Source organism: Aestuariivivens sediminicola, from assembly GCF_022662015.1.
Taxonomy (GTDB): domain Bacteria; phylum Bacteroidota; class Bacteroidia; order Flavobacteriales; family Flavobacteriaceae; genus Aestuariivivens; species Aestuariivivens sediminicola.
In genome coordinates this window covers 842,966-855,161 of record NZ_JAKMCM010000001.1, presented here as the reverse complement: position 1 = coordinate 855,161, position 12,196 = coordinate 842,966, and the positions used below count along the sequence as shown (strand labels likewise).

The following is a 12,196-nucleotide window of genomic DNA, read 5'->3' as shown; positions in this document are numbered from 1 at the left end:
ATTATATGTAACGCCAACTTGAACCGTTAAATTTTCATTCATTTGAATTCCATTGTAGTCCTCATAGATTGGAGCGCCTGCTTCAAAACCAGATCAATGAATGACCCTATGTGAATATATTTCATAAGGCTAAATGGATAAGCAAGTGAACATTTAGTTTTTATTTAAATGTGCTTGCAGTTCATTCCAGGTATAAAGTACACCACCTTTTTCGGTTTTGAATCTTTCTGCATCTTTTTTATGTTTAAAAGCAGATAGGTAAGCACCCATCGGGCTGGGAATATTTTCGCTTATTAGAAACGTGGCTTTTGTAGCATCGATCAGTGTTTCTGGCGTTGTGTAATTGTTTGACAGGAAAAGTTCGATCTCTAACGGTTCAAATTCCCTCAAAAAATTAACCATACACTCTGTGGCATCAAATTTATAGACCTTTCCTTTTTTTGAAACAATTTCTGCAGCATGCACCCTGTCAACAATGGTCATTTTACAGTAATAACAACCATCAGTACCATAATTAATAGCTGTAGGCCCCACGTTGCAATTGAACAGCAGCATGAATACTATTAATATCGAATTATATTTTAGTGCTTCCATAGTATTTATGATTGTATGCGCTACGAGATGTTTATAGCTGTTTTCTTTTTCTTCCCAATGAAGTAAGCTAAAAGTGAAGAAAAAATTCCTGTTCCCAAAAAGTAGGCACCCAATCTTGGATATGAATGTGCTGTAAAATTTAAAATGTCTTTTGTGCCGAATAACGGGGGTTGAAATCCCATCACACTTCCGTCAGGATTGGTGAATTTCATTATGGCCTTTGGATCAAGGTTATGACCGTAATCATGTTCCCAAAGATAAAAATCGTAGAGTCCTGCGCTACTTAATACAACCATGAGAATGAACCAGAATAAGAACCATTTATAGTTTCCTTTAAACGCAATAATTAAACCAATGATTGATGTTATTATGATGCCAATTGGAAAAATCTTGAATTCTGGGATGGCCTCAGGAATGTATTTCATGCCAACATAATGATTCATCAAGTTTATGTTTTTAATATCGTGCGGATTGGCATCCGAAAAATCATTGATATGAATATACATGCCCAGAGGTGTGGGATATTGAGGCGCCTCTAAAGTAATTTTCCATAGGGGGAATACGAATAGCCCTAAAGGAAGTATTGCAGCAATAAGCATAATGATATTCGACTTTTTCATTGTGTCTTCATTTTTATTGTTCATTCAGTGTGATAGGTTAAGGCGAGAGTGTTTTTCGCTCTCGCCTTTAAATAGGGAAACAACATTAAAACAAATTTTTCACCTATCTTTTATTCAATATCCTCTCCTAAAGACCATTTTAAAGGCGTATTTGCATTGGCAGCAGATACCCTTACATAACCTTGCATCTCCTGGTGTAGAGCCGAACAGAAATCGGTGCAATAGAATGGCCAAACACCTTCCTGTTTTGGTTCCCAAACAAAAGTTTCAGTTTGCCCCGGCATGATTAATATCTCGGATGTATTCGCTCCAATAATGCTTGCCCCATGCGGAACATCATAATCTTGCTCTAAATTGGTAATGTGAAAATATACTTTGTCTCCTACTTTTATGCCTTCAATGTTATCGGGTGAGAAGTGGCTTCGTATGGTGGTCATATAAATATGGACGATATTACCGTCGCGTACAACTTTTGTGTCCGCTTCACTTTTCGCAGCATAAGGATGCGCATTATCTTCTAAATTGAAGATCTTTCTTGAACGCGGTTTAATCAAATCTGCTGGACATCCGGCAGCGTAATGCGGTTCACCTACTGTTGGAAAATCTAATAATAGTTCCATTTTATCTCCGGAAATGTCATAGAGTTGAGCAGATTGCGTTACTTCAGGACCAGTCGGTAAATAACGGTCTTTGGTAATTTTGTTCATGGCGACAACATACTTACCAAAAGGTTTTTGTGAGTTGCCTCCCGGAATCATTAGGTGTCCCACGGAGTAGTAACAAGGTTGTCTGTCAACAACTTCCCAGGTCCCTACTTTCCATTTTACCACCTCGGAAGAAATAAAGAATGTGGTATAGGCATTGCCTTTATCGTCAAACTCAGTATGTAATGGCCCTAAGCCCGGCTGCTGAACAACCCCTGCAAGTGAAGATTCGAAATTAATGATTGGAATTCCATAGGCATCACCTGAAAACTCCTCGTTTTCTATGGCATTTAACATCTTAGTAAAAGAGTGGACGGTTAAATTAGCAGAAAGCTTACCACTTCCAACAATGTACTCACCGGTTGGATCGACATCACATCCATGAGGCGATTTAGGTGTTGGCATCAGAAAAACGGCTCCGGGTACATCCAGAGGATTTACGGTAAGTACTTCTTTTTTCATTGTAGAAGTTGCTGCGTGTGTGCGCTCGTCATAGACATTATGAGCATAGTTTGCCGGCATCATCGTACCTCCTCCATTATTGACGTAGTCTTCAATTTTTTTCCAGTTCACGGCAGCTATAAAATCTTTATCATTTTGTGACGCATTAACCTCCATAAGCGTGCTTGCTTCCTCGGTATTATACGTTGAGAAGAAGAACCATCCATGAGATTTTCCTCGACCCGGATGCGATAAATCGTAATCGAAACCTGGCATAATCAATTGGAACTTTATATCCATATGTCCGTGTTCAGGGTCAACAGAAATAAAGGTCAATGCCCCTTTAAAGTTGCCTTTGTAATCTTTAATGGCCATATCTCTTTGAGGAACAGGAACCGAAAAGCGTGTTCCGGCTACGACATATTCGGTGTTTTCAGTAACAAAGGACGAACTGTGATTTCCGGCACTATTCGGAATTTCAATAATTTCAGTGGTCTCGAAAACCGATAAATCAATTTTTGCGATTCGCGGTGTATTGTTGCCATTTATAAAAACCCACCGGCCATCAATGACACCATTGCTTTGAGAGATGTCAGGGTGGTGCGAATCGTCCCATGGGACAAATCCGTGAGATGTATTTAGCATGGGCTTGGTTTCTTCATTATATCCGTATGCTTTCTCTGCATCTTGAGAAAAAACGGGGATGACCTTGAACAGGCGTCCCGATGGCAATCCGTAAACCGATAATTGTCCGCTAAAACCGCCTGAAATAAAGGCATAAAACTCATCGTGTTCTCCTGGGGCCACATATACCTTTTCAGCAACATTGCCGGCTAGGGCACCGGATTTTTTATCTGATTTTCCTGAATTATTGCAGCTCGTGAATGCCACACAAACACTTATGACTGCAATGGTTAATTTAAAAATATGTTTCATTGTGATTCATTTATTAAGTTTCTTATTCGGTTGGAGGTAATAAAACCTTGTCGATGACATGTACGATGCCATTGCCTGCAGGTACGCTGGCGATTATATTTGCACCACCAATAACTGGTTTGCCATCTATAACTTCAACTTGTACATATTGATTATTGGCTTGTCCCAGTTTTGGAAGTTTGGTTAAAATGGTGGTACTCAAATTGCCGGGTGTAACATGATATTTCAAGATATTGGCCAAGGCTTCCTTCTGTTCAGGTTGCATTAAATGTTCTACTGTTCCTTCGGGCAAGGCTGCGAACGCATCATCCGTTGGAGCAAATACGGTTAGCGGTCCAACGTTGACCAGGGCATTTTCTACCTGGGCTGCCTGTACGGCAGCAACCAGTGTTTTATGATCCGGAGAACCAATTGCTATCTGCAAACAATTTGGTGTAGATTCGTCGTCCTGAATAAAAGCTTGTCCAGTTCTGTCTTCTGATGTCGCTTCTGTTGAAGTCGGGGTTGAAGTCATTGCATTGTCTTTGTTCTTGCATCCATAAAGCATGATGATCAGAACAAGAACAAATAGTAGTTGTTTAATTAATTTCATATTCTGTTATTTTAAAGTTCTAAAGTATTCTAAAACAGCTCTGGCCTCCTCTTCTGTGAGATTCTGATTGGCCATTGGAGATCCATTAAATTCCATCAATAGTTCTTTAGCCAGCGGATCCTTTTGTACCATTTCATCGGGGTTAAGGATCATATTCATTATCCATTCAGGTGTTCTGCGGTCGTGTATCCCCAATGGTGCCGGACCAATGAATTTTTTGTCGGGCCTATGACAAGCAGTACACATTTTTTTAAACACCTCTTCGCCTTGAGATGCCATAGTATGATCTATATCTGAAGCAAGTGTAACCGAAGTAATAGGGCCGAGGCCTTTATTGGTCAAATCAATTCTTTTTGAAGCTGGAACGGTTTCAGCTTTTTTAGGGGTTTCTTTTTGTACTTCTTTTTTTTCATAAGAAAAGGATTCCGACTTTTTTTCTTCCTTGCCCCCACACCCCAAGAGGACAGCAATAAAGAATAGAAGTATAATTTTAGGTATTTTTGCCATAGTTAAATAGTTTTTGTTTTGTCAAAATTAAAGGTTGAAGTAGGATAAGAATATGATAATTATCATATTTAAGACAAAAATATCTTTTTTATATTTGAAGTAATTTTTTAAAGGAGAAATATGTTTACCAACTCAGTAAAGTATGCGTTAAAAGCGGTATTGTTTCTTGCTGTGCATTCCGGAGAAGAAAGGAAAATAATGGTTAAGGATATTGCAGAACCCATCAATGTACCCAAGGCCTATATTGCTAAGCTCCTTCAAGAGTTATCAAAACAGGAGATTATATCCTCCACGAGAGGAGTGAAAGGTGGGTTTTATTTGACTGAATCTAATCTCAAACAGCCGGTTTTAAATGTCATTTATGCTATAGATGGGACCTATAGAATGAACAGTTGCCTGTTGAGCCTGGAGAGCTGTAATGAATACAAACCCTGTCCGCTGCATCATATAGTAAGTCCAATGCGATCAAAACTCATTGAATCTTTAAAGGAAAAGACGCTTGAAGATTTATCAATTGAAATTCAGTCCGGATTGTCCTATTTACCTCTTTGAAGATTATAATCCTATTTATGAGTTAGGCTCCAATGGTACTATTAAATAAAAACTTAAAATGAATTAAGGCGCTCTTTTTTTATTTTACCACAGTTTATCTTCCCAAAATGAGATCCCCTTTTAGCCTTTTCTTGAGCTTATTGAGACGACCAAATAGAAAAAGCCGCTTTGCATTTCATCGATAAAACAGTAAAAAAAAGTAGAAAAGAGCGTACGACATCTGAAAGATTTGTCATATCGTCTAATAATCGTGATAATCTGAAAGCTAAAGAAAATTATCTCCTATCTTTATTTGCTTTTTAAATTTCACGACTATGATAAAACCAAACACGACATCATTATCGGAAAAACTTGAATTTAAAATGGGGCTTTTTAGCCTGAGCATTGTTTTTATGCTCTTGTCTTCTTACGGTTATTCACAGACCGTAATAAGGCAAAGTATTTCAAGTTACGGAACAACCACTACAGGTGATGATCATTATTATGCACAGACCATAGGGCAAAGCTTCAATACCCAAAGTGTGGAGAACAGCAGGGTGATGCAGGGCTTTTTGCAGCCGGTCAGTATTAAAATCGAAAAGGTGGCGCAAGAGGATGTTGAGGAACTGGACATTAAAATATTTCCAAATCCTTCAAGGTATTCAGTGACCCTCAAAAGTTCGGACGCCTTAAACGAAGCCGTCATTCTTATTTCGAATGTTCAGGGGCATATCATTTACAATCAAAAAATTCTGAACCTGGAAGAGCATGTCATTAACTGCAGTACATGGGCAACAGGACTCTATCTTTTGAAAATTCAGGACGACCGCAACAAGCAATCGGTCAGTAAATTAATAATATCAAAATAAACATTATTATGAAACGAACTATACTTCTACTAACAGTGTTTTTTATATCGCTTTCAGGCATGGCCCAGGAGTCAAGCCTTACGATTGAGGCGTCTCAATTGGTGAGCACCTTTAAATTTGTTGACAGCGATAACAACAAACTGAATTCTGATTATCAATCGATCTTTACGGGGGCTTACGGTATTGGATACCGTAATATTTTTGAAAACAACATCATGTTGAAAGCCGGACTGGGAAAACGGAACGGAGGCGCCAACTATGTATATGATGACGCGAACTACTCTTGGCGTTTGGAGTATGCAGAGATGAAAGTTGGAGGCGGTTATATGATGAAACGTCGCGTGTTCAGTCCCTATGCAGTCCTCAATGTCTACTATGGACATTTACTACGCGGCACTCAGGTTTTAAATAACGAGGAGTTCAATATTACAGAATCCGATATACTGAAGAAATCAGATTTTGGCCTCATAGGTAATTTAGGAATCAACTTTAAAATTTCCAATTTCGTATCGGCCTATGCTGAGGGACTATACCTCTTCGGGCTGAGTAACATAGAAGAGGATTCGGATCAGACGACATCTAACAGAGGTTATGGGATCTCATTGGGTCTTTCATTTAATTTAACGGAATAGTACTAACCATTAATTTGACTGTCATGAAAAAATTTAAATATATATTAGTTGTAACATTATGTATCGCTGTTAATTACATTTCAGCACAGCGCATCGGTGATCTGGATGGCATTTATTATCAAGCGGTGGCACTGAACGATGAAACCGAGGAAATTGTAGGTCTTGATATCGAGGCAAAACCATTGTATAATAGGGAAATCGGTGTACGGTTTACGATTACAAAAGGACTTGATGGCGAGGTCCAGTGGGAAGAAACCCATGTCACCACAACCGACGCCTATGGTCTGTTTAGCCTGGTTATTGGACAGGGTGTGGTTACGAGTACGGCCTATGCGCGCTTATTGGATATGCCCTGGATTGATGCCGACCAGTTCTTGAAGGTTGAGATATCGACGAAGAATAATGGGAGTTACAAAACGGTAAGCAATCAGAAGTTTAGGGCTGTCCCCTATGCTTTCTATACTGATGACATTGCCGATGATGCGATTACTACTGAAAAAATACTCAATGAAGAAATCCTTGCCGAGGATATCGCTGAGGGCGCTGTGGAGACCTCCGAGATTTTAAATGAGACCATTCTTGCTGAAGACATTTCGGAAGGTGCAGTGGAGACCTCTGAGATTTTAAACGAGACCATTCTGGCTGAGGATATCTCTGAAGGCGCTGTGGAGACCTCCGAGATTTTAAATGAGACCATTTTGGCTGAAGACATTTCCGAAGGTGCTGTGGAGACTTCTGAGATTTTAAATGAGACCATTCTGGCTGAAGATATTTCCACGGGTGCTGTGGAGACTTCCGAGATTTTGAACGAGACCATTTTGGCTGAAGATATCGCTACAGGTGCAGTTGAGACCTCTGAGATTTTAAACGAGACCATTTTAGCTGAAGATATTGCTACAGGTGCTGTGGAGACTTCTGAGATTTTAAACGAGACCATTTTAGCGGAAGATATATCCACGGGTGCTGTAGAGACCTCCGAGATCTTAAATGAGACCATTCTGGCTGAAGATATATCCACAGGTGCTGTGGAGACTTCTGAAATTTTAAATGAAACCATTCTTGCTGAAGATATTGCTGCGGGTGCGGTAGAGACCTCAGAGATTTTAAACGGAACTATTCTCAATGAAGATATTGCGGACAATACCATAAACTTGTCAACTAAGGTGACAGACATCTTAGCCGTGGAGAATGGCGGTACCGGTCTTGATGGATCAGTCGTTTCGGATGGGCAGATCCTGATCGGAGACAGTACGACGAGTGACTTCAATTTAACGACGCTTACTGCAGGCACTGGTATTGTAATTGAAAATACACCTGGCAATGTTACCATCATTTCACCGCCGGTGTCGACCAGTGCAGATGGGTCTTTTAATATTCCCGTTGGGAGTAACGGCGTCATTAGTGCTAATTCGGCCTGGTATTCACCCAATAGTCTGAAGATTGATCCTCCGGCTGACAAAGTCTTTGAAATGGGTGATATTTTCCTGGCCTCCGCCGATGTTGATTTACAGGGATGTATATTATCGGTCTATCTGCAGAGCATTGACGGGAACGGACAAGCGAATGTTCAGGTGATCCTATTTAACCCAAGAAATATCCCGGTTACCTTGCAAACCCCGGTAACCTTTAAATTCTTGCTTGTTAAATAAACCTGATGCCTAAATAGGGCCTTCCAAGAAGAGCGACTATAAAAAGGTTTAGTTCGACCTGAAGGATACTTTAATGGAAATAACCTGTTATTTTCTAATAGGTGTTTTTCATCCAGTCATATGGCGTGCGCTTTATCCAATTGCCACGGCTGAAATCCGGAAAATCCTGTGGTGCGCCATTGTTTTCTATGGATAATTCCGACAAGGGTGTCACGGCACTCCAGGCAGCGGCGTCGTAAACGTCCATTGGCGGGGCTGCGTTTTCCTTTGCAGATTCCACAAAGGCGTTCAGAACAAAGAAGTCCATGCCATCGTGACCTGAACCTACCGCAATCTGCTCGTACTTTTGCCATAAAGGATGGTCGTATTTTTCCAGCCATGATGCCATATCTTCCCACACATGGCCTTTGGTAAGGCCTTCAACATGGATGCGTTGGGTGTGTTTATCGAATTCTGTGAGCCCTTTAGCACCCTGTACCATAAAGCCCAGTGAATAGGGACGCGCTGTATTTACATTATGGGTCACTATTATGGTCTCTCCCTTTGCAGTCTCTATAGTGGAGGTAATAATATCCCCCTGTTTCCATTTTAATTTTGCATTGGGGTGCGCTTCACCTCCATGAGCGACAATATAGTTATGCAATCCAACCGCTTTTGTGGCATGAGAGGTCAGGGATACGAAACGATTGCCTCGGTTGATATCTGCCATAACCGCTACAGGGCCCAGACCGTGAGTGGGGTAGACATCGGCATTTCTCAACAACGAATGCTGTGTTCTCCAGGCGGACTCCGATATGCCTTTGTCGCCAAACTCAACACCCTTGCCATAAGCTGTTTTACCATCGTTAAACAGAACATGCCTTAAGTCATGCTGATACCCGCATCTGAAATGCAGCAACTCGCCAAAAACATGTTGTCTTACCATATGCAATACGGCCAGAACGTCCCTGCGATAGTTTACATTCTCAAGAATCATTAAGTGGGAGCCCGTTTCCTCGAAGGTATTCACCAAATCCCAGCACTCCTCCAGGGTGTTTGCCGCCGATACCTCCACGCCAGTATATTTTCCGGCCTTCATGGCGTCTACAGCCATTCGGGTATGCCACAGCCATGGCGTCGCAATGATGACGGCATCGACTTCTTTCAATTCAAGCAGGTTCCTGTAATCCAGGTCGCTACTGCCAAATACCATGGGTTTCTTTTGTCCGGCTTTGGATATCATATCCAGGGCAATAGCGATGCGTCGTTCATCAATGTCACAGACGGCAGTCACATTCACATCATTGCGCAACAGGGCATTGCTGAGATGGGTCGTACCGCGTAACCCGACACCAATAAAGCCTATGTTCAACTTTTCTTTAAAAAAAGCAGTTGTATTCCCAAGGGTCATCTGTGGGGCAAAGGCCACCCCGGCACCCATTAAGGCTGTTTTTTTTACAAAATCGCGACGTGTATTCATGATGCTATGTGTTTAAAAGCTATTTGTTTTCGTGTTTTGTCTCAGTAAAAATCAAACTAAAAAGATAACCAAATCCAAAGCAGGAGGCCACTCCAAAAAAGGAATACATTAAAAAATTGATTTCAGTAAAGATACTGATATACCAAATAAAAATGGCACTGACCACCAAACCCAGCAATGTCCCCTTGGCATTGGCCTTTTTTGTAAGCATGCCGAGAAGGAACATGCCACCCAGTCCTCCGGTAAAAAGCCCGAGGAACCGATAAAATTGATCCCAGAGTGACTTGATGTTCGAATTGGCCATCCAAAGGGCTAATGCGAGCCCCAGTATACCGGTTATAATCGTAACCACTCTTGCAATTATTAAAAGTTTATGATCCGAAATACCCGCTCTGAAATGGGAGTGAAAATCGTTGCAATACGCGGTTGACACTGAATTAAGACTACTGCTAATGCTGGACATGGCTGCCGAAAAAATCCCGGCTATCAAAAGACCGGAAACACCTAAGGGCAGTTCGGTGACGATGTACCAGGGGAAAATGGAATCGTTATTGGAAATGGAAGGCGACAAGGCCTCGGGCATTTCACTATAGAACATAAAGAGTAGGGTGCCGATTCCAAAAAAGATAATGGTTGCCGGCAAAGTCAATATGGCATTTGTATACAGGGTTTTCTGTGAATTCTTAACATCCTTACTCGTTAAAAAGCGTTGTACTATGGTCTGGTCTGTACCCTGTGTGACCATGGCTGAGGCTAATCCCCCGATAAAAACGACCCAAAAGGTGGACTCGGTAAAATTCAATTCCATATTCATGATATTGAATTTATTTCTTTCTGAGGCGTATGAGAGCATCTCACTAAAAGCTGTTTCTGTGTGTATGAGAATCCATATCACGGCGAGTATACTGCCACCGAGAAGCACAACAACCTGCATGACATCGGTCCAAATCACGGCCTCGATACCGCCAAAGGTGGTATAAACAATGCACAGCACCCCCATGATCAGAATACTTATTTCTACCGGGATACCCGTAACAATTGAAATGGCTAGAGCCGGTAATAGGAGGACGATACCTATGCGACCCAATTGAAATAAGATAAAAGATAAACTGCCAAAGGCACGGGCGGTGTAGTTAAATCTGTCCTCTAAATAGGCGTATGCCGTTTTTATTTTCAGTTTATTGAAAAAGGGAATAAAAATAAAGGCAATGACCGGGGTGATGAGTATAGCGGTGATATTCAGGAAAAAGAAGGACCAATCGGTTATAAAGGCTTTCGCTGGAATGGCCATAAAGGTTATCGCACTCAGGAGCGTTCCAAATACACTTAAACCCGAAGCCCACCACGGAATGCGTCCGCCTCCGGTAAAATAGTCATCGGTTGATTTCTGTTTGCGGGAAAAATAGAGCCCAATCAGCACTGAAATGATCAGGTATAACCCCAGAACCGTATAGTTTATAAATCCAAATGCATTGGCCTTGTCCGTGACAATGAATTGTTGCACCTGAGGGGTGCGAATACCGGGGGAGGTTTCACCTGAAACCAGTGAAAACCCTTGGTTATCCTGAAACGAAAGTGCCGTAACCGGGATGCCGTGTTCCAGAGACGCATAAACGAACCATTTGTTTGTAATCGTGTTGAGGGCAATAATGTCTCTTGAAAAACCGGGATGGTTGTTTAGGATGTCGTCTCTTTCTTTAGTAAGAAGGGCTCTGATGGAATCGTTTTGCGTCTCACTTAATTGCAATGCCAGATGCTCTAATGTATTGAACAGGATGTCATCGCTGCCACCATAGACCATAATGTGCATGGACCCCCTGGGTTCGGCGGAAGCACCCATCAACACGCGTGGTGTACCTTCAATCTTAAGTTCCCCTTCATCCTTCCAATAGTGTTCCTTTAAATCATAGGATAAATAGGTGGTAAGGGGTTCTGATTTTATGCCAGAGGATTCATTTCTGCCACCAATAACAAATAGTTTTTTATTTGTGGATGTCTCCTGAAGGGCTACAGCGTGCAATGCTCGTGGAGGTCCCGGAAAATCGGGTAACTTCTCCCATTGCTTCCCATGGGTCAGATCCAATTTGTAAAAGGAATTGGTGGTGTTTTTTGAGTTTTTTCCGCCAATAACATACACAACATCTTCAGCTAGAGTTGCTGCTGCGTAGGCCAATGGTTCCGGAAGTGAAGGATATTCTGAAATTTCGACATCATTACTGGTCTTGTCATAGGCCAATAGCCAAACCGTATTTTTAGAGGACGCCGAGTTATTCCCACCGATACAGAGAATGCCATGTTCTGTAGCGACTGAAGCGCCATAGGCCAGGGGTTCGGGCAGTTGCTTGCTGGATAAGCGCCATTGGCCATTTTCATAAATGTATATGGCCTTATGCCATACTTTTTGACCACCCTCCCATGGTAAACCATTGGGGAAATTGGCCCCTCCGGCTGAGATTACAACGCCATTGTGCATGCCTCCAAGCATACCGGCGTAACCCAATGAGACACTGTCCTTAACTAAAGCGGGGAGTTCGGGTAATTGCTTCACATCCATAGGAGCGTCCCTCTGTCCGAAGGACCAGAAGAATGCTAAAGCCATAACTGCTGCTAGTAGTGTATGCCGGATGGTCTTCATGGACAGCGATGTCTTAAAATAACAAGA

Annotated in this window: 11 protein-coding genes; 4 read left to right on the top strand and 7 right to left on the bottom strand. The window is 41.7% G+C overall.

The window, feature by feature from the left end; translation table 11 throughout:
- Positions 1 to 153: 153 nt before the first annotated feature.
- From MR041_RS03745 to MR041_RS03725, 5 genes are all read right to left on the bottom strand, one after another.
- A complete protein-coding gene (locus tag MR041_RS03745) occupies positions 154 to 594 on the bottom strand; it encodes a nitrous oxide reductase accessory protein NosL (protein ID WP_242092247.1) in 441 nt (146 codons plus the stop codon).
- A gap of 20 nt (positions 595 to 614) precedes the next feature.
- Positions 615 to 1,214: a hypothetical protein gene (locus MR041_RS03740; RefSeq protein WP_242092246.1), complete on the bottom strand. Its 600-nt coding sequence runs from the start codon at positions 1,212 to 1,214 to the stop codon at positions 615 to 617.
- Between the two features lie 110 nt (positions 1,215 to 1,324).
- On the bottom strand, positions 1,325 to 3,295 hold the full coding sequence (nosZ, locus tag MR041_RS03735) for a Sec-dependent nitrous-oxide reductase (RefSeq protein ID WP_242092245.1): 1,971 nt from the start codon (positions 3,293 to 3,295) through the stop codon (positions 1,325 to 1,327).
- Between the two features lie 22 nt (positions 3,296 to 3,317).
- A complete protein-coding gene (locus tag MR041_RS03730) occupies positions 3,318 to 3,887 on the bottom strand; it encodes a fasciclin domain-containing protein (RefSeq protein WP_242092244.1) in 570 nt (189 codons plus the stop codon).
- A gap of 6 nt (positions 3,888 to 3,893) precedes the next feature.
- Positions 3,894 to 4,394: a c-type cytochrome gene (locus tag MR041_RS03725; RefSeq protein ID WP_242092243.1), complete on the bottom strand. Its 501-nt coding sequence runs from the start codon at positions 4,392 to 4,394 to the stop codon at positions 3,894 to 3,896.
- Positions 4,395 to 4,514: 120 nt separating this feature from the next.
- Between MR041_RS03725 and MR041_RS03720 the strand changes: the two genes are divergently transcribed.
- The 4 genes from MR041_RS03720 (at position 4,515) to MR041_RS03705 (ending at position 8,075) form a co-directional block, all read left to right on the top strand.
- Positions 4,515 to 4,946, top strand: coding sequence for an RrF2 family transcriptional regulator (locus MR041_RS03720; protein WP_242092242.1), 432 nt, complete (start codon positions 4,515 to 4,517; stop codon positions 4,944 to 4,946).
- Positions 4,947 to 5,260: 314 nt separating this feature from the next.
- A complete protein-coding gene (locus MR041_RS03715) occupies positions 5,261 to 5,794 on the top strand; it encodes a T9SS type A sorting domain-containing protein (RefSeq protein ID WP_242092241.1) in 534 nt (177 codons plus the stop codon).
- An 8-nt stretch (positions 5,795 to 5,802) separates the two neighbouring features.
- The gene (locus tag MR041_RS03710) at positions 5,803 to 6,426 is read left to right on the top strand and encodes a porin family protein (RefSeq protein WP_242092240.1); all 624 of its coding nucleotides are present in this window, start codon (positions 5,803 to 5,805) and stop codon (positions 6,424 to 6,426) included.
- A 23-nt stretch (positions 6,427 to 6,449) separates the two neighbouring features.
- Positions 6,450 to 8,075: a hypothetical protein gene (locus MR041_RS03705; protein ID WP_242092239.1), complete on the top strand. Its 1,626-nt coding sequence runs from the start codon at positions 6,450 to 6,452 to the stop codon at positions 8,073 to 8,075.
- 94 nt (positions 8,076 to 8,169) lie between these two features.
- Here MR041_RS03705 and MR041_RS03700 read toward each other — a convergent pair whose 3' ends face one another.
- On the bottom strand, positions 8,170 to 9,534 hold the full coding sequence (locus tag MR041_RS03700; RefSeq protein ID WP_242092238.1) for a Gfo/Idh/MocA family protein: 1,365 nt from the start codon (positions 9,532 to 9,534) through the stop codon (positions 8,170 to 8,172).
- Positions 9,535 to 9,553: 19 nt separating this feature from the next.
- A complete protein-coding gene (locus MR041_RS03695; protein ID WP_242092237.1) occupies positions 9,554 to 12,169 on the bottom strand; it encodes a sodium:solute symporter family protein in 2,616 nt (871 codons plus the stop codon).
- Positions 12,170 to 12,196 lie beyond the last annotated feature (27 nt).

Bases quoted from the DNA above. Each gene is read 5' to 3' on its own strand.
- MR041_RS03700 (WP_242092238.1), bottom strand. From the start codon at position 9,534: ATGAATACACGTCGCGATTTTGTAAAAAAAACAGCCTTAATGGGTGCC.
- MR041_RS03725 (WP_242092243.1), bottom strand. From the start codon at position 4,394: ATGGCAAAAATACCTAAAATTATACTTCTATTCTTTATTGCTGTCCTC.
- MR041_RS03745 (WP_242092247.1), bottom strand. From the start codon at position 594: ATGGAAGCACTAAAATATAATTCGATATTAATAGTATTCATGCTGCTG.
- MR041_RS03740 (WP_242092246.1), bottom strand. From the start codon at position 1,214: ATGAAAAAGTCGAATATCATTATGCTTATTGCTGCAATACTTCCTTTA.
- MR041_RS03710 (WP_242092240.1), top strand. From the start codon at position 5,803: ATGAAACGAACTATACTTCTACTAACAGTGTTTTTTATATCGCTTTCA.
- MR041_RS03720 (WP_242092242.1), top strand. From the start codon at position 4,515: ATGTTTACCAACTCAGTAAAGTATGCGTTAAAAGCGGTATTGTTTCTT.
- MR041_RS03730 (WP_242092244.1), bottom strand. From the start codon at position 3,887: ATGAAATTAATTAAACAACTACTATTTGTTCTTGTTCTGATCATCATG.
- MR041_RS03695 (WP_242092237.1), bottom strand. From the start codon at position 12,169: ATGAAGACCATCCGGCATACACTACTAGCAGCAGTTATGGCTTTAGCA.
- MR041_RS03715 (WP_242092241.1), top strand. From the start codon at position 5,261: ATGATAAAACCAAACACGACATCATTATCGGAAAAACTTGAATTTAAA.
- nosZ (WP_242092245.1), bottom strand. From the start codon at position 3,295: ATGAAACATATTTTTAAATTAACCATTGCAGTCATAAGTGTTTGTGTG.
- MR041_RS03705 (WP_242092239.1), top strand. From the start codon at position 6,450: ATGAAAAAATTTAAATATATATTAGTTGTAACATTATGTATCGCTGTT.